The organism is Nitrospirillum iridis, assembly GCF_014205765.1.
GTDB classification, from domain to species: domain Bacteria; phylum Pseudomonadota; class Alphaproteobacteria; order Azospirillales; family Azospirillaceae; genus Nitrospirillum; species Nitrospirillum iridis.
Map to the genome: position 1 here is coordinate 177,858 of NZ_JACIIZ010000001.1, position 16,152 is coordinate 194,009.

Consider the following 16,152-nt stretch of genomic DNA (forward strand, 5'->3'; position numbering starts at 1 on the left):
TAGCCGATGCGGGCTGTTGGGGCCCGGCACATGGCAGGACTGCCCCCCCGTGACGACGCTCGCCAACACCCTACAGCAGGCCATGGCCCTGCATCAGGCCGGACGCTTGGCGGAGGCTGTCCCCCTCTACCAGAAGGTCCTGGCCGCCGTGCCAGGGCAGCCGGACGCCTGCCGACTGCTGGGCGCCTTGTTCCTGCAGGCGGGGCGCGCCGACCTCGCCCTGGAACCGTTGCGCGCCGTGTTGGCGTCAAACCCCGACCATGGGGAGGCGCTCAACAATTTGCGCGTCGCCTACCAGGCCCTGGGCCGTGAGGAGGAGGCGTTGGCCTTTCTTCAGGGGCTGGCGGCCAAGCGTCCCCGCGCGCTGGCGCCGGCATGGGCCCTCGCCACGATCTTCTGGCAGGCGGGGCGGACGGAAGAAGCTTTGCCCTGGTTCCGGCGGGTCGTCGCGGTGGCGCCGGATCATGGAGATGCCTGGACAGGCCTGGCCCGCAGCCTGGAAGCAATCGGGACATTTGAGGAGGCGGACGCCGCTTACGCCCGCGCCATCGCGCTGCTGCCGGCCCGCGCCGACCTTCTGGCGGCCCGCGGCGTGCTGAGAACCCGCGCGGGGTTGAACCGCGAGGCCGTGGCTGATCTCTCGGCGGCGGTGGCGCTTGATGGGAGCGTGGCGCTTTATCACTACAATCTGGGTTTGGCGCTGCAGGGCATGCGGCGCTGGTCCGCCGCGGCGGCGGCGTATGACAGGGCGCTGGGCCTCGACCCGGCCTTGGCCGATGCCCGACTGAACCTCGCCAATACACTGCTGGAAGACGGCGAGGCGCCTGCCGCGGCGGCGCAGTATGGGCGCCTGTTGGACGAAAGCCCCACCCATGCCGAGGGCGTGCGCGGCCTGTTGGCGGCGGCGCTGAAATGCCCGACGCTGACACCGGAAATCATCCGGACGCTGAACGCGGCGGTCGCGGCCGACCCTGGGAACGTGGACCTTCACAGCAACCTCGGCGGGCTGTTCCTGGCCAAGGGGGACGGTACCAGGGCCTACGAGAATCTGGCGCGGGCCCTTGATCTCGATATCAATTTTGGACCGGCGCTCAGCCTGATGGGCGTTCTGTTCGACAAGCAGAGCAATGCCGACGCGGCAGGCCCGTTTCACGAGCGCGCCCTGGAAATGCATCCGGACGAAGCTGGTTTCCTGAACAACATGGGCACGCATTTGCAGGTGGCGGGCCGTGGGTTGGAGGCCATCCACTATTTCAAGCGCGCCCTGGCGGCGTCGCCCGCCGCCGACGTGCACAGCAATTTCATCTTCGCCCTGGATCATGATGCGACCATTGATGTCGCGTCGGCCCAGGATGAACGGCGGCGTTGGAATGAGCGGTACGGTGTTCCCGCCGGGGAGCCCCTGGGGCCCTGGTCCAACAGCCGTGACCCAGACCGCCCCTTGACTGTCGGTTATGTCTCCGCCGATTTCCGGACGCATTCTGCCGCCGCCTGTTTTGGGCCGGTGGTGTGTGGCCATGACCGGACGATGTTCCGCGTCCTCTGCTATTTCAACAGCGCTGGAGGGGACGCGACCACAGCCCGCTTCCACCAGGCGGCGGACGGCTGGCGGATGATCGAGGGTTTGCCGGATGCGAGGGTCAGCCGGATGATCGCCGAGGACGGGGTCGACATTCTCGTCGACCTGTCCGGCCACACCAATGGCAACCGGCTATCCCTATTCGTCGCCAAGCCTGCGCCCGTGCAGGTGTCAGCATGGGGCCATGTTACGGGTACGGGCATCCCCGCCATCGATGCGCTCTTTGCCGATCCCATCGTCATTCCGCCCCCCGAACGCGTTCATTTCGCGGAGCGGGTGGTGGATTTGCCCTGTTTCCTTTGTTTCGAGCCACCGCCGGATTGCCCACCGCCGCCACCCGGTCCGGCCAGCGGGGCGCCCCTCACGTTCGGTTGTCTCAACCGTCTCTCCAAGGTGTCCGACGCCAGTCTGGATCTCTGGGCCATGGGCTTGCGGGCCCGGCCCCAGTCACGTCTGTTCCTCAAGGACCCCTCCCTGGAGGGCGAGGCCCTGCGCGCCGATTTGCTGGCCCGGCTGGAGCGCCGTGGCGTTGCGTCCCACCGGGTGGAGATGGCGGGCCGCACGCCGCGCGCCGAGCATCTGGCGGCCTACGGCCGCATCGACGTGGCGCTTGATCCGGTGCCGTACTCCGGTGGCGTCACGACGTGCGAGGGGCTGTGGATGGGCGTGCCGGTGTTGGCGCTGTCCACGGGATTGACCTCGGGCGCGCGCAGTTCCGCGGCGATCATGACGAGCGCCGGCATGGCGGACTGGGTGGTGGATTCGCCGGAGGCATTCGCCGCCCGCATGGCGGCGCTGGCGGACGACCCGGTGGCGGTGCGGTCCATTCGTCCGGGCATGCGTGACCGTCTGGCGCGAACGCCCGTCTTCGACACCGCCGCTTACACACGGGCGGTCGAGGTGGCGTATCGTCAGCTGTGGCGGGACTGGTGCGCGCGACAGGAGGCATAGCGGCCGGGGGCGTAGCGCCTGGGTGTCGCCGGTGTGACCAAACCGTCATCAGGGTGCGCTTGACACCCCAGGGCGATTGGCGGACTATCAAGCACAAGCCGCATGCGGGGACGTACTCCGCTGCGGCTTTTCTATTTTTAAAAGACGTTGGTGACATGGGGCGCCCACCGGCGGCAATCCGGCCGCGGGAGGATGAGGCACCCCAAGAATAAAAAGGAGTTCGCCGATTGAACGCACCGGTTTCCCTGCAAGCCGACAAGGTCGTCACCTTCACCGACGCGGATGCCGCTTTCGCCCACGTGCAGGCGCTGTACGATGATGCGGTCGGCCATTTGCGGGCCCGCTTCCAGGACTACGCCAAGGGCGCGGAATTCACGGGTCGGGTGCGGCACTTTTACCCCTTCGTGCAGGTGACGGTGGATCATGAGCCCCGGGTGGACAGCCGCCTGGCCTATGGCTTCGTCTCCGGACCGGGCACCTACCGCACCACGCTGACCCGGCCCGACCTCTACGCCTATTACTACCGGCACCAGTTCCAGCAGCTGTTGCGCAACCACACCACCAGCATCGAGGTGGGGGTGAGCGACATGCCCATTCCCATCCAGTTCGCGTTCCCCGAGGGCATGCATGTGGAAGGCGACCTGTCGCCGGAAAACCTCTACAAGCTGCGCGAGGTATTCGACCTGCCCGACCTGGCGGTGATGGACGACAGCATCGTCAACGGCACCTACGTCTGTCCGGCGGGCGCGCCGGAGCCGTTGGCGCTGTTCACCGGCCCCCGCGTGGACTACAGCCTGCACCGGCTGAAGCACTATTCCGCCACGGCGCCGGACCACTTCCAGAACTACGTCCTGTTCACCAACTACCAGTTCTACATCGATGAGTTCGTGCGGCGCGGGCTGGAGACCATGGAGCCGTCGGACGATGCCGAGGTGCAGGCCTACCGGTCGCAGTACGTGTCCTTCGTCGAACCAGGCGACCATGTCACCTATAATCAGGCGCTGGAGCCAGGCCGGGCGCCGTCGGGTGAGCGGGTGAAGCGTCTGCCGCAGATGCCCGCCTACCATTTGAAACGGGCGGACGGCAACGGCATCACCATCGTCAACATCGGCGTGGGGCCCAGCAACGCCAAGACCATCACCGATCATATCGCCGTGTTGCGGCCCCATGTCTGGCTCATGCTGGGCCACTGTGCCGGCCTGCGCGAGACCCAGCGCCTGGGCGACTACGTCCTGGCCCACGGCTATGTGCGCGAGGATAAGGTGTTGGACGCCGACCTGCCCACCTGGATCCCCGTACCGCCCCTGGCCGAGGTGCAGGTGGCCCTGGAAAAGGCGGTGGGCCATGTCACCGGGCTGGAGGGCTGGGAGCTGAAGAGCCTCATGCGCACCGGCACGGTGGCCACCATCGACAACCGCAACTGGGAACTGCGTGACTATCGGGAACCGGTGCTGCGCTTCAGCCAAAGCCGGGCAATCGCGCTGGACATGGAATCGGCGACCATCGCCGCCAACGGCTTCCGCTTCCGCGTCCCCTACGGCACCTTGCTCTGCGTGTCGGACAAGCCGCTGCATGGTGAGCTGAAGCTGCCGGGCATGGCCAATCACTTCTACCGTGCCCGGGTGGACCAGCATCTGGCCATTGGCATGCTGGCCATGGAACTGATGCGGGAGAACGGGCTGGAACGGTTGCACAGCCGCAAGCTGCGCAGCTTCGTGGAAGCGGCGTTCCAGTGATGGCCCAGTTGCTTCGCCTGTTGCTGGAATGGGGCCCGCTGGTCGTCTTCTTCGTGGCCAACGCCAAGGGCGGAATCATGGTCGCCACCGCCGCCTTCATGGTGGCGGCGGTGGTGGCCTTGCCCATCTATCGCAAGCTGGATGGCAAATGGCCGGTGATGCCGCTGGTCACCTGCGGCTTCGTCCTGGTGTTCGGCGGCCTGACCCTGTGGTTGAACGATGAAACCTTCATCAAGGTCAAGGCCACCATCATTTACCTGATGTTCGCCGTGGCGTTGGCCGTGGGGATCGCCCTGCGCCGCAATCTGCTGGCCCACGTGCTGGTGGGCGTGGACATGGATCAGGACGGTTGGCGCCGTCTGACCGTGCGCTGGACCGGTTTCTTCTTGCTGCTGGCCGCCGCCAATGAGGTGGCGTGGCGCTTCCTGACCACCGACCAGTGGGTGGCCTACAAGTCCTTCGTCGTCATTCCCCTGTTCGTCGTCTTCAGCATGGCCCAGGTGCCCCTGATCCTGAAGCACCAGACGCCCGAGGCCGAGGGTTCCGGAACCCCGGACGGCGGGGCGTGACGATGCCGGGCCATATGGTCCGTCCGGGGCTGGCGCTGGCCGCGCTGTGCCTCCTGGCCGCCTGCGCCGGCGGTGGCGGCCAGGAACGGGGCACGGCCCTGCACCATTTGGGTGGTCCCGCCGACGGGGTGATGCTGCCGCTGGAAGGAGGGGGGGCGACGCTCCCCGCCGCCAACCCCGCCGCCGGTTCCACCGACGACCCGCCGGCGACGGCGCCAGGTACCGCGTCAAGCCCGGCGGCACCGGGTGGTGGGACGCCGCCCGCCGGCCATCGCCTGGCCACCGCCCCGCCCGCCCACCCGGCGCCGGCCACCGCCGCCGGTCCGTTTGCGCCGCCACCGGAGCCGGCCATCCAGGAAGTGCTGGTCACCCCCCTGGATGTCAGCGGCTACTGGAAGATCACCGCGCGCTCGACCTTCGGCCTGGGCGATTCCGCCTTCTACAAGCGATATGAGAACGACACCCATATCTGCCGGTTCGAGCAGCGGCGCACGCGCCTGCTGGCCTACTGCCCCTTGCTGGACTCGGTGGGGGAGGGGGAGTTGGACGGCCGCCATCTCAGCCTGTCGTGGAGTCTGGCGGGGGGCGTCGCCTTCCATGTGGACGCGGAGGTGGAGGGGGATGTCGGCGGGCCGCTGTCCTTCACCGGCAAGGCCGCCGGGCGCCTGGTGGGTTTCCTGCCGGTCACGGCCGAGGTGCCGGCGCGCGGCGCCCGCTTCCAACCCCCCACGGAGGCGGCCCCCCCCAGCTTGGCCGCCCTGCGGCAGGCCTTGCAGGACTGGGACAGTGGCCAGCTGACGGCGGGCCTGTACACGCCCAACCTCTTGCCCCGTCTTACTAAGCTGTTGGCCCGCCCCGGCCGTGCCGCCGGGCGGGGGGCGCTGCAGGACCTGCGTTATGTCGGCAGCATAGACCGGGCCCTGAACAAGAAGGACGCGCCCGACGCCCGCGTCAGCCACGACGTTTATGAGGCCCGCTACGCCGCCGGCGTCTGGCTATGCGTGGTGCATGTCGGGGACGACGGCAAGATCAGCGACTTCGCCTGCTGAGCCCGTCCCCGCCCCCTTGCCCCGCCTCCTTGGCTGGCCCGTTACCGGGAGGGCGCGCGCGTTACCGCCTGGTAAATTCCGGTAACCCCCTGGTTTCCGCCCCTTGTCCGCCCGGACTTCCCTTGTAGAGAAGGCGGGTGGGAAGCGTCTGCGCGCCTCCTCGACCGCCATATGAGGGGAGAATAGGGCAATGCGTAACTTCGTGATCGCCGGCGCCGCCATCGGCTGCCTGGGTTTGGGGGGCTGTGTCATCAATGCCGATGACAGCGGGCACCATTACGATCCGCCGCGGACGGCCACGACCGTCTGTCGGCGTGAGGTCGATCATGTCTATGACGACTACTACAAGATCGCCTTCGACCTGCCATCCCTGGTGACGGAGGCCGATGGCCGCCAGGTGGTGACTCAGCCGTTCACCCTCATGCCCCGTCGCGACATCACCAGCGCCGCCGGCCGCCACGTCATGCGCTGCGTGGTGAAGGACACGGCGCTGATATCGGTCAACGAGGATCGGTGACCGACACCGCCGCTGTGAAGCAAAGGGGGGAGGGTGATCCTTCCTCCCCCCGTCTCGTCCACCTCATGCCTGTTTGCGATCGGCCTGGGCGCCGGAGCGCAAGGCCCATAGCGCCAGGGCGATGCCCACCAGGAAAAGGGCGTATCCGGCCGGCATGTAAGGCGGGCGATAGCGGAAACGCACCTCCGACCGGCCGGCCGGCAGGTCGATCTTTTGAAAGATCGGTCCGTCCGGCCGGACCTCCTGCTGGTCGGCGCCAACCTGGGCGCTCCAGCCGGGCAGGAACAGTTCCTGTCGTGTCAGCGATGCCGCCGCCGCGCAGTCGGCCACCACCCATTCTCGGGACTGCGGCTGCAATTCGCACCCTTCGGCCGCGAAATACGGTGCCGGGTTGGGCAGCTCGAAAATCGTCATGACACGGTCGGCGTAGACTTGCTTGGGCTTCTCGGCTCTGTCCGAAAGGTCCACGGCAATTTTCACTTCATGGGCCGGACCGCTGAAGCCGTCCACGGCGAGGCTCATTCGGCTGTCCGGCTGGGAGGGCCAGGCCCAAAGCGCCACCGGCGTACCGCCCCCCACTTTGCGCAGGCTGATCGTCAGATGTTCTTTGGGCGGCGGCAGCGGCTGCGCCAAGTCTAGGGTTAAGAACTGATTGTCACCGGCCTTGGTCAGGTCACGTGTCGTGTCGGCGCAAATATCGTCGGCGCAGATCGTCGCTGCCAATAGGCCATCGCTCTTATTGTTATAGGTGCCAATCATGATGCTGACGGCGGCCACCGGCTGATCGATGTCCGGATGGCTCCAGCGGAGAACGGCTTTACCGCCGTCGGAAAGGGAAATGGCTTGGTTGTTCGGGCGTTCCACCGCGAATTCCCGTGGCAGCCGGCGGAACGGATTTTCACCTGCGGACATCACTAAATAGCGCACGCCGACGCGTTGATATTCCTCAAGGTTGCGACGCAGTTCATCGGCGGCGGATGGACCGTTGGCGACAGCCCGCTGATTGCCGGTGAACAAGATGTCGATGATGTTGCTGTCAAGATGCTCGGGTACGTACCGCACCCAGGCCCGGGGCAATGGCAGGTCGTTATGGTTGATACTGGCGATGCCATAGTAGGCCCCGTAATTGGGCGCTATGGGGCCCAGCGTATAGAAGCGCTGAAGGTGCAGGTTGGACTGCAGGAACTGAACCCCGCCTTCAACCAGCGTGCCCTTCCGTGGGGTGACGGCCATGGGAAACGCAAACATCAGCACGGCTTCCACTGCGACGATGCCGCTGGCCGCCAGGGCGCGTTGCTCACTGGATAAACGCGCCACGTTCAAGAGGAAGATCAGAGTGGCGGCCAGTGCGACCAGGCCCAGTGAAACAGGGAACCAGATCGATGGGCGGGGGAGTTGGGGGTAGTAGCGAACGGCGATGAACATCCCGAGCGCGGTCACCGTGGACGCCAGCACCAAGCCCATCAGCAATGCTGGGCTCAGACGCCGATGGGGCGTTGCCAGGCCTGCCGCGATGAGGTCTTGGCAGGCGAAACCCGCCAGAACGGCCATGGCGAATTCCACCGATGGGGGGAGATAGCGGAAGAACGCGGCGGTACCGACGGCCGGAATGCTGGTCACCAACTGGGTGAGGACAGGCGTTCCGTAGATGGCGGCGAGGGCCACCGCGCTCCATGCCGCCAAAGTCCAGCGCAGGCCGCGCAAGGTGCGCCCGAAGCAACCCGCGATCGCCAGCGCCATGCCACCGAATGGCACATAACCGCCGACACCGCCCCAGAACATGCCGCCCTCGGTGCCCGGCAGCTCCGCCAGGCGGCCAAAAAGGTAGGGGATGGTCAGATTGACGAGATGCTGGGCTTCGACATGCGCATCGCGGAAGCCGTTGCCTTCATGGCCGCCGACGAACGCGTCCGGCAGGTACCCCAGGAAGGCGATCAAGATCGGTGCGGCTAGTGCCAGCCCGCCGGCGGCGCCCAGTCCCACCCGGAGCAGATAGGCCACCGCCGGCCGCTTGGCAGCCAGGGGCAGCCGCGCCAAGGTCCAGGCGCCTATCAGCAAGCCGTTAAGGTAGGCGACCTCGGGAAAGCCGGAATAAAGGGAGAGCGCCAGGCCAATCCCGATCCACGCCCACCCGCCCCGCAAGCCTGTCAGCACCCGATGCCGCACCTCCTCGACGCCCAATAGCACCATGGGCAGGAAGGGGATCGGGTTCACGACCGCGTTGGCCAGCCAGGCGAAGGTTCCGTTGAATTCGAACAAGAGACCGGCGGCGCTTGCCGCCAGGGCCGACGTTCCCAGGCGACGCATCAGCAGGACGGTGAACAGGCCCGACAACAGTTGCAGGGACAGGTGCATATACAGCTGGCCATTGGGCAGGGCGAGCAACAGGTTCAGGGGGAACAGCGCCGCGGACTGCATTTCGCCCGCCATCGGACCACCCACGCCTTCGTAGGGGTTCCACCAGGGGATGTGGCCGGACAACAGGTCAAGAGCGGCCCGGTGTCCCAATGCGTCGCTGGTGAAAGCGATGTTGGGGTCCAACGTGGACAGTCCCCTGGGCGCCACGACATCGGCGGCAAGGCCGGAATAAAGGATGCGCGGATCGGCGAGTAGCAGGCCGAGGATAAGCGGAAGCTTCACTAGCAGTGGTGCTAATAGAACCAGGATTATCGCCCATTTGTAGGCGCGCAGCGCAGCTTCAGTCGGGGGTCTTTTGAAATGGGATGGGGGCGATGCCGAATACTCTTGTGAGATGCTATGGGCGGCAGCAGTATTCAGCATCATGGCATATCCAGAAAATGCAATGGGGACCGGTGCCGTTCGCCCGGCCTACGGACTGTTAGCGCCCAGTGTGCACATTTGCGCGAGGCTGTAACTGCTATCGCATAAATGCTTGCGGTTTTGTACGCCAATCGCATCGTTTGTGCGGGGCGTCCACCGTGCGCAGGGGAGGCCGGAGGCCCGGCAAGGAAAAAGCCGCGATGGCGAACCGTCGCGGCTTTTCCGGCAGGTCAGGGGCGCCAGGGATCAGCCGGCGCGGGCCACCATCAGCTTCTTGATCTCGGCGATGGCCTTCGCCGGGTTCAGGCCCTTGGGGCAGGTCTGGGTGCAATTCATGATGGTGTGGCAGCGGTACAGCCGGAAGGGGTCTTCCAGGTTGTCCAGGCGCTCACCCGTCATCTCATCGCGGCTGTCGGCGATCCAGCGATACGCCTGCAGCAGGATGGCCGGGCCCAGATACTTGTCGCCATTCCACCAATAGCTGGGGCAGCTGGTGGAGCAGCAGAAGCACAGGATGCACTCGTACAGGCCATCCAGCTGCTCGCGTTCCTCCGGGCTTTGCAGCCGCTCGCGCGACGGCGCCGGGCTCTGGCTCTGCAGCCACGGCTTGATGGACGCGTACTGGGCGTAGATCGTGTTCAGGTCCGGTACCAGATCCTTCACCACCGGCATGTGCGGCAGCGGGTAGATCTTGACGTCGCCCTTCACATCCTCGATGGGCTTCAGGCAGGCCAGCGCGTTGCGCCCGTCGATGTTCATGGCGCAAGAGCCGCAGATGCCCTCGCGGCACGACCGGCGGAAGGTCAGCGTGCTGTCGACGTCGTTCTTAATGTGGATCAGGGCGTCCAGCACCATGGGGCCGCACTTGTCGAGGTCGATCTCGTAGCGGTCCTCGGTGGGGTTGGTGCCCTTGTCCGGGTCGTAGCGGTAAATGCGGAAGGTCTTGGCCCGCTTGGTGGCGGACGTCTTCACCGACGTGGTCTTGCCGGTGTGCACCTTGGAATTGGCGGGAAGGGAGAACTCGGCCATGGCATCGGGTCCGTTCTGCTAAGGCGTTGATGACTGGAGATCGCGGTTTGGGGCGTTCCGGTCAGTAGACGCGCTTCTTGGGCGGGATGACGTCGATGTCACCGGTCAGGGTGTACATGTGGACCGGACGATCGCCCAGGGTGACGGCGCCCTTCTCATCCACCCAGGACGTGGTGTGCTTCATCCAGTTCACGTCGTCGCGGTCGGGGAAGTCCTCGCGGGCGTGCGCCCCCCGGCTTTCCTTGCGATTGGCGGCGGAGTTGATGGTGACGGCGGCCTGGCGCATCAGATTGTCCAGTTCCAGCGATTCCACCAGGTCGGAGTTCCAGATCAGCGAGCGGTCGCTGACGGCGATGTCGCCGCGCTTCTCCCACACGCCCTTCATCAGCTCCACGCCTTCGTCCAGCACCTCACCGGTGCGGAAGACGGCGCAGTTGTTCTGCATGATCTTCTGCATTTCCAGGCGCAGGTGGGCGACGCGGGTGCCGCCCTTGGCGTTGCGGTGATGGTCCAGGTGGGCCAGCGCCTTGTCCGTCACGTCCTGGGACAGGGTCTTGTGGGCGGCACCCTTCTTCACCGTCTCGGCGGCGCGGTTGGCGGCGGCGCGGCCGAACACCACCAGGTCCAGCAACGAGTTGGAGCCCAGGCGGTTGGCGCCGTGCACCGACACACAGGCCGCCTCGCCGATGGCCATCAGGCCCGGGACCACACGGTCCGGATCCTCGGCCGTCGGGTTGATCACTTCGCCATGATAGTTTGTCGGGATGCCGCCCATGTTGTAGTGCACGGTCGGAAGCACCGGGATGGGCTCCCGCGTCACGTCGACATTGGCGAAGACCTTGGCGGTCTCGGCGATGCCGGGCAGGCGTTCGTGGATGACGGCCGGGTCCAGATGCTCCACGTGCAGGTGGATGTGGTCCTTGTGGGCGCCCACGCCGCGGCCTTCGCGGATTTCGATGGTCATGGAACGGCTGACCACGTCACGGCTGGCCAGGTCCTTGGCCGACGGGGCGTAACGCTCCATGAAGCGTTCACCCTCGCTGTTGGTCAGGTAGCCGCCCTCGCCGCGCACACCCTCGGTGATCAGGCAGCCGCTGCCGTAGACGCCGGTGGGGTGGAACTGCACGAACTCCATGTCCTGCAGGGGCAGGCCTGCGCGCAGCACCATGCCGCCGCCGTCGCCGGTGGAGGTGTGGGCCGAGGTGCAGCTGAAATAGGCGCGACCGTAGCCGCCCGTGGCCAGCACCGTCTGGTGGGCGCGGAAGCGGTGGATGGTGCCGTCGTCCAGGTTCCAGGCCAGGACGCCCTTGCACTCGCCGTCTTCCATCAGCAGGTCGAGCGCGAAGTATTCCACGAAGAACTCGGCCTCGTGCTTCAGGCTCTGCTGATACAGGGTGTGCAGGATGGCGTGGCCGGTGCGGTCGGCGGCGGCGCAGGTGCGCCGGGCCTGGCCCTCGCCGAAGCGGGTGGTCATGCCGCCGAAGGCGCGCTGGTAGATCTTGCCTTCCGGGGTGCGCGAGAACGGCACGCCGTAATGTTCCAGCTCGATGATGGCCGGGATGGCCTCGCGCACCATGTATTCAATGGCGTCCTGGTCGCCCAGCCAGTCCGACCCCTTCACGGTGTCGTACATGTGGTAACGCCAGTCGTCCTCGCCCATGTTGCCGAGGGCGGCGGAGATGCCGCCCTGGGCCGCCACGGTGTGGCTGCGGGTGGGGAACACCTTGGTGATGCAGGCCGTCTTCAGGCCCTTTTCGGCCATACCGAAGGTCGCGCGCAGGCCGGCGCCGCCGGCGCCCACGACGACGACGTCGTACTGATGGTCGATGATGGGGTAGGCGTTAGCCATGACAGTCCTTCCTCACGCCCCGAAGGCGATCTTGAGCACGGCGAAGACGCTGGCGGCGGCCAGCACGATGGCGGCGCCGTTGGTCAGGCCGATGGCGGCCAGGCGCGCCAACTTGCCGTGGATGTAATCTTCGTAGACCTCCCGCAGGCCGTAGGCGGCATGGTGGAAGGTGGCGACCAGGGTGATCAGCAGCAGGACCGCGTTCACCGGCTGGTGCAGCCAGACGATGGCGTCGGCATGCTCCGCCTTAGCCAGGCGGACGATGGCGATCAGGAACCAGATGGTCAGTGGAACCAGCAGGGCGGCGACCATGCGGTAGGCCAGCCACTGGGCGCCGCCGCTCTTGGCGGAACCGAGGCCGCGCACGCGACCGAGGCGCGTGCGGAAGCCGTTATCGGACGTAGAAGCCATGGAATGCGCGCTCCCGTCAGAGGGCGAAAGCGGCGATCCAGACGATCGCCGTCAGAACGAAGGAACCGCCGAACACCAGCACGGAGTTGCGCTGGGCGCTTGCGGTGTTTACGCCTTTGCCGGCATCCCAGATCAGGTGCTGGATGCCCTTCAGCAGGTGGTAGCCGAAGGCCCAGGTCCAACCCAGCAGCGCCAGCAGACCGATGGGGCTGCCCAGCACATGCTGCGCCGTGTCGAAATCGTCGGGCCCGCTGGCGGCCGCGACCAGCCACCAGGTCAGCACCAGGGTGCCCACGGTCAGGGCGATGCCGGTGAAGCGGTGCGTGATCGACGACACGGCGGCCAGGGGTAGGCGATAGACCTGGAGGTGGGGCGACAGCGGCCGTGCCTTTTTGGCCACGCTGGTCTCGCTCATGATTCGCGCGTCCTCGTCCTTTTGGATTATCAGGTGCCGGTGCCGCACCGGCCAAGTGGCGCCCACGACATGCGGGTCGGGGCGCCGGCCGAATTGTTGCACCGCCGGGGGCGGATAGGATGTGAAGTCAATTACGCCCCTGCCCCCGGTCCGTCAACGCCCTGTCGGGGGCCGACTTTTGCGAATGCGAGGGGTGGTGGCGCATGGGTGGATGAGTTTTTCGGCATGGCTGCGGAAGGATCCCCGGGCGGCCCCATTTCGGACAGGAGTCCAGGGGTGTGTCAGGTTGCCGGTGGCCCGGCGGCTGGCTACAGTCGGCGTATGACGGCGACCGATCAAATCCATTCTCAAATCGACCCTTGGGGCCTTTCGGACAAGCGCTTGTGCCGCCTGCTGGAAGATCTGTGCCTCACCGCCTGGCCGGCGCTGAAGACCATCCATGATGATGGTTGGCTATTGCGGTTCGCCCGGGGCCACACCGGCCGTGCCAACGCCGTCAGCTGCCTCTGGGCTGGGGATCTGGCGGTGGCGGACAAGGTGGACCGGGCGGAACGGGCCTACATCCGTGAAGGCCTGCCCCCGCGTTTCCGCATCACCCCCCTGGCCCCCGCCACCCTGACGGCGGAACTGGACCGCCGCGGCTATCGCCGGCAGGAGGAGAACCTGGTGCAGGCGGCGGTTGTTCCCGCCGATCTGGCGGTGGAGGCGGACGGCCTGCGCTGGCGGGTGGACGCAGCACCCGCCGCTGATCTGCTGGCGGGATACGAGGCGGCGTCGCCCGTGCCGCCGGTGGAGCGGGAGCCGATGCGCCAGCTACTGGCCGCGATCGCGCCGCCCACCCTTTATGTCAGCGCCTGGGACGGCGACCGCTATGCCGCCAGCGCGCTGGGCGTGGTCGATCGCGGCTGGCTGGGCATCTACAAGGTGCTGGTGGCTCCGGACCAGCGTGGCCGGGGCCTGTCACGCCGCCTGCTTGCCCGGCTGCTGGCGGCCGGGGCGGAGGCGGGCGCCGGGCACGCCTATCTGCAGGTGGGCGGCGCCAACCAGGCGGCGCTGGCGACGTACGCCCGCGCGGGGTTCGGGACGGTCTATCGCTATCAATATCGCCAGGCGCCTTAGTTGCATGGTTGATGCCGCCAACGCCCACAAGTAGATTGCCCATGCGGCAACCTATGGGGTGTGGGGCATGGGGGTGATGAGGGGCGTCGTCGCGGGATTGCTTTGGCTCCTGTTGGGCCCTGTCATGGCGCGTGCGGAAGAGCCGACGCTGGAGTCGATCACCAAGATCGTTCAGGCGCAGCTTTTTGTGGATGATCCGGAGGGCCGTGGCGGGCTGGTGGAAGTTCACGAGGGCTACAAGTTCGTTCAATGCCGGCACCTGCCGCACCAGACCGTCATCACGTGCGAGGCGGCGGGAACGCGGGGCCAACCCTGGATGCGCCACGTCCTGACCAAGGAGCGCCGGGCCGCCCTGAAGGAAATGGGCTTCGCCGCCGACCGGCGGACGGGGAATTTCATCCGGCGATGGGATCCGCCGCCGGAGCCCAAGCTGCTGATGGCCTTCATGGTGCATGCCCTGGATGTCGGCTATGGCAGCACCGGCCAGGAGAACGAGCTGCGATATGGCTGGTTTCCCGCCGCCGACTGCCCCGCGCGGGTCGCGTCGGGGCATCCTTATGGCGGGGCCGTCGTGCTCTCCGGTCTCAAGGTCAAGAACGTGGCGGAGGGCTGCCGCCTCGAAGGGCGGGAGGTGGAGGACGATGATCCCTTGCCGCCCTCTCCGCCCACGCCGGACGACGCGCCGGGTCTCATGTCCCAGCAATATAAAAGCATCGCGGAGGCGGTGGACTGGGTGGCCCTCGGCACCGGTCCGGAACACCATATCGCCATCTTCTCGTGGGGCGAGCTTTATATCCAGTGCCTGAAGGCGGAGGAGCCCTCGATGCAATGCGAGGTGGTGTCGGCCGACATCAATCCCCGGCTCAAGCCCGTGCTGACGCCGGCCGTCGGACGGAAGCTCAAGAAACTGGGCTTCCTGGAGCCCGGCTACTCCCTGAACTACGCCCAAGTCTTTCCCCTGAAGGCGGGTGACGCCACCAAGGCCATCGCGGACACGCTGGCGCAGGCGGCGCAGCAAGGCTTCGGCGACTACGTCTTCCTCCCGCTGGAGGTGGAGCGCCACACCTCCAAACCCGCCAGATGATGGAGAGCACCATGAGGGGCATGACGATCACCGCTGCCGGCCTGTTGATGGCCTTGGGGGCCACTTCCGAGGCATATGCCAAGGAGACGCCGCAACAGGCGTTGACCAAGGCGGTCGCCGCCCTGGCCCACGCCGACCAGATGGATGGGCGTGGGGCCGCCGTGGAGGCGCACGATGGCGATCAGTTCGTGCAATGCCGGCGGGCGCCTCATGAGACACTCATAACCTGCGAGGCGGCGGGACCGCGGGGACAACCCTGGATGCGGCATCCCTTGACCAAGAAGCGGCGGGAAAATCTGAAGGACTTGGGCTATGCCTCCGACCGGAAGACCGGCAACTTCGTCGCCCGTCTGGATCCATCGACGTGGTCGGACAGCAAGCTGGCGGATTACATGGTTGCTACGCTGGTCGGTGGTTATGATGTGAGGTTAGAGGATATCGAGACGGAGACCGGATCGTACCCTGCGGTAGCCTGCCCGCCGCGCTATCCCACCGGCCGCGACTTCGGCGGGGAGATCGCGTTCAACGACCGCTCCCCGAAGGACCTGGATGAGGGCTGCGAAGTGGAGGGCAGGGACACCGAGGATGAGTCGCAGCTGGCCAAGCCGTTGAAGTCCATTCCCATGGAGCCCGACGATGCCAACGCCCAGGTCGAGCAAAACCTCAAGGACGTCGGTGACGCCTTCACTTGGCTGACGGGGGCGACCGGGCCGGGCCGCCGGGTCGCCATCTTCAATTGGGGCGACTTTCATATCCAATGCACGAAGGCGGACGAGCCCGTGATCCTGTGCGAGATCGAGTCCGCGGATGCCAATCCAGCCCTGCGCCGTGTCGTGACGGCGGCGGTGGGTCGCAAGCTGGAAAAGATGGGGTTCCGCGGGCCGGGCTATTCCAGGAATTATATCGGGTTCTTCCGCCTGAACGACGGCAAGCCCGGGGATTGGGCCTGGTCGATGATGCAGGCGGCGCTGACGGCGTTCGGCGGTCACGCCGTCCGGCCGGTGACCGTGGAGCGGCACGCCCTGAAGGGGGAAACCTGAGCGGGCCGGCTTGGGGGGATGGC

The 16,152-nt window shown here is 66.6% G+C and carries 13 protein-coding genes; 8 read left to right on the plus strand and 5 right to left on the minus strand.

The window, feature by feature from the left end:
* Positions 1–16 precede the first annotated feature (16 nt).
* The 5 genes from FHS74_RS00760 to FHS74_RS00780 all read left to right on the plus strand — a co-directional run bounded on the left by FHS74_RS00760 (position 17) and on the right by FHS74_RS00780 (position 6,401).
* The gene (locus tag FHS74_RS00760) at positions 17–2,530 is read left to right on the plus strand and encodes a tetratricopeptide repeat protein (protein WP_484549470.1); all 2,514 of its coding nucleotides are present in this window, start codon (positions 17–19) and stop codon (positions 2,528–2,530) included.
* A 227-nt stretch (positions 2,531–2,757) separates the two neighbouring features.
* Complete coding sequence (locus FHS74_RS00765) at positions 2,758–4,266, plus strand: AMP nucleosidase (RefSeq protein WP_184796520.1); 1,509 nt, start codon at positions 2,758–2,760, stop codon at positions 4,264–4,266.
* The gene (locus FHS74_RS00770) at positions 4,266–4,835 is read left to right on the plus strand and encodes a septation protein A (RefSeq protein WP_184796522.1); all 570 of its coding nucleotides are present in this window, start codon (positions 4,266–4,268) and stop codon (positions 4,833–4,835) included. The genes FHS74_RS00765 and FHS74_RS00770 overlap by 1 nt, the downstream gene beginning before the upstream one ends.
* Before the next feature lie 2 nt (positions 4,836–4,837).
* Complete coding sequence (locus FHS74_RS00775; RefSeq protein ID WP_184796524.1) at positions 4,838–5,884, plus strand: hypothetical protein; 1,047 nt, start codon at positions 4,838–4,840, stop codon at positions 5,882–5,884.
* 190 nt (positions 5,885–6,074) lie between these two features.
* Positions 6,075–6,401: a hypothetical protein gene (locus FHS74_RS00780; RefSeq protein WP_184796526.1), complete on the plus strand. Its 327-nt coding sequence runs from the start codon at positions 6,075–6,077 to the stop codon at positions 6,399–6,401.
* Between the two features lie 63 nt (positions 6,402–6,464).
* Here FHS74_RS00780 and FHS74_RS00785 read toward each other — a convergent pair whose 3' ends face one another.
* The 5 genes from FHS74_RS00785 to sdhC form a co-directional block, all read right to left on the minus strand.
* Positions 6,465–9,185 carry a hypothetical protein gene (locus tag FHS74_RS00785; protein WP_184796527.1) on the minus strand — a complete coding sequence of 907 codons (2,721 nt, stop codon included), beginning with the start codon at positions 9,183–9,185 and terminating at the stop codon, positions 6,465–6,467.
* Positions 9,186–9,428: 243 nt separating this feature from the next.
* Positions 9,429–10,211 (minus strand): succinate dehydrogenase iron-sulfur subunit, encoded by a 783-nt coding sequence (locus tag FHS74_RS00790; protein ID WP_184796529.1) that lies wholly within the window; start codon positions 10,209–10,211, stop codon positions 9,429–9,431.
* 61 nt (positions 10,212–10,272) lie between these two features.
* Complete coding sequence (gene sdhA, locus FHS74_RS00795) at positions 10,273–12,060, minus strand: succinate dehydrogenase flavoprotein subunit (RefSeq protein ID WP_184796531.1); 1,788 nt, start codon at positions 12,058–12,060, stop codon at positions 10,273–10,275.
* Between the two features lie 12 nt (positions 12,061–12,072).
* Positions 12,073–12,471 (minus strand): succinate dehydrogenase, hydrophobic membrane anchor protein, encoded by a 399-nt coding sequence (sdhD, locus tag FHS74_RS00800; protein WP_184796533.1) that lies wholly within the window; start codon positions 12,469–12,471, stop codon positions 12,073–12,075.
* Positions 12,472–12,487: 16 nt separating this feature from the next.
* Positions 12,488–12,886, minus strand: a complete 399-nt coding sequence (gene sdhC / locus FHS74_RS00805) for a succinate dehydrogenase, cytochrome b556 subunit (protein ID WP_184796535.1) — start codon at positions 12,884–12,886, stop codon at positions 12,488–12,490.
* 321 nt (positions 12,887–13,207) lie between these two features.
* Here sdhC and FHS74_RS00810 point away from each other — a divergent pair, with 321 nt between their 5' ends.
* The 3 genes from FHS74_RS00810 to FHS74_RS00820 all read left to right on the plus strand — a co-directional run bounded on the left by FHS74_RS00810 (position 13,208) and on the right by FHS74_RS00820 (position 16,129).
* Positions 13,208–14,005: a GNAT family N-acetyltransferase gene (locus tag FHS74_RS00810; protein ID WP_184796537.1), complete on the plus strand. Its 798-nt coding sequence runs from the start codon at positions 13,208–13,210 to the stop codon at positions 14,003–14,005.
* Between the two features lie 124 nt (positions 14,006–14,129).
* Positions 14,130–15,089 (plus strand): hypothetical protein, encoded by a 960-nt coding sequence (locus tag FHS74_RS00815; RefSeq protein ID WP_184796539.1) that lies wholly within the window; start codon positions 14,130–14,132, stop codon positions 15,087–15,089.
* Between the two features lie 11 nt (positions 15,090–15,100).
* Positions 15,101–16,129, plus strand: coding sequence for a hypothetical protein (locus FHS74_RS00820; RefSeq protein WP_184796540.1), 1,029 nt, complete (start codon positions 15,101–15,103; stop codon positions 16,127–16,129).
* Positions 16,130–16,152 lie beyond the last annotated feature (23 nt).

Excerpts from the sequence above, each read along its gene's own strand:
- FHS74_RS00770 (WP_184796522.1), top strand. The coding sequence starts at position 4,266 with ATGGCCCAGTTGCTTCGCCTGTTGCTGGAATGGGGCCCGCTGGTCGTC.
- FHS74_RS00775 (WP_184796524.1), top strand. The coding sequence starts at position 4,838 with ATGCCGGGCCATATGGTCCGTCCGGGGCTGGCGCTGGCCGCGCTGTGC.
- FHS74_RS00780 (WP_184796526.1), top strand. The coding sequence starts at position 6,075 with ATGCGTAACTTCGTGATCGCCGGCGCCGCCATCGGCTGCCTGGGTTTG.
- FHS74_RS00785 (WP_184796527.1), bottom strand. The coding sequence starts at position 9,185 with ATGATGCTGAATACTGCTGCCGCCCATAGCATCTCACAAGAGTATTCG.
- FHS74_RS00790 (WP_184796529.1), bottom strand. The coding sequence starts at position 10,211 with ATGGCCGAGTTCTCCCTTCCCGCCAATTCCAAGGTGCACACCGGCAAG.
- sdhA (WP_184796531.1), bottom strand. The coding sequence starts at position 12,060 with ATGGCTAACGCCTACCCCATCATCGACCATCAGTACGACGTCGTCGTC.
- sdhD (WP_184796533.1), bottom strand. The coding sequence starts at position 12,471 with ATGGCTTCTACGTCCGATAACGGCTTCCGCACGCGCCTCGGTCGCGTG.
- sdhC (WP_184796535.1), bottom strand. The coding sequence starts at position 12,886 with ATGAGCGAGACCAGCGTGGCCAAAAAGGCACGGCCGCTGTCGCCCCAC.
- FHS74_RS00810 (WP_184796537.1), top strand. The coding sequence starts at position 13,208 with ATGACGGCGACCGATCAAATCCATTCTCAAATCGACCCTTGGGGCCTT.
- FHS74_RS00815 (WP_184796539.1), top strand. The coding sequence starts at position 14,130 with ATGGCGCGTGCGGAAGAGCCGACGCTGGAGTCGATCACCAAGATCGTT.
- FHS74_RS00820 (WP_184796540.1), top strand. The coding sequence starts at position 15,101 with ATGAGGGGCATGACGATCACCGCTGCCGGCCTGTTGATGGCCTTGGGG.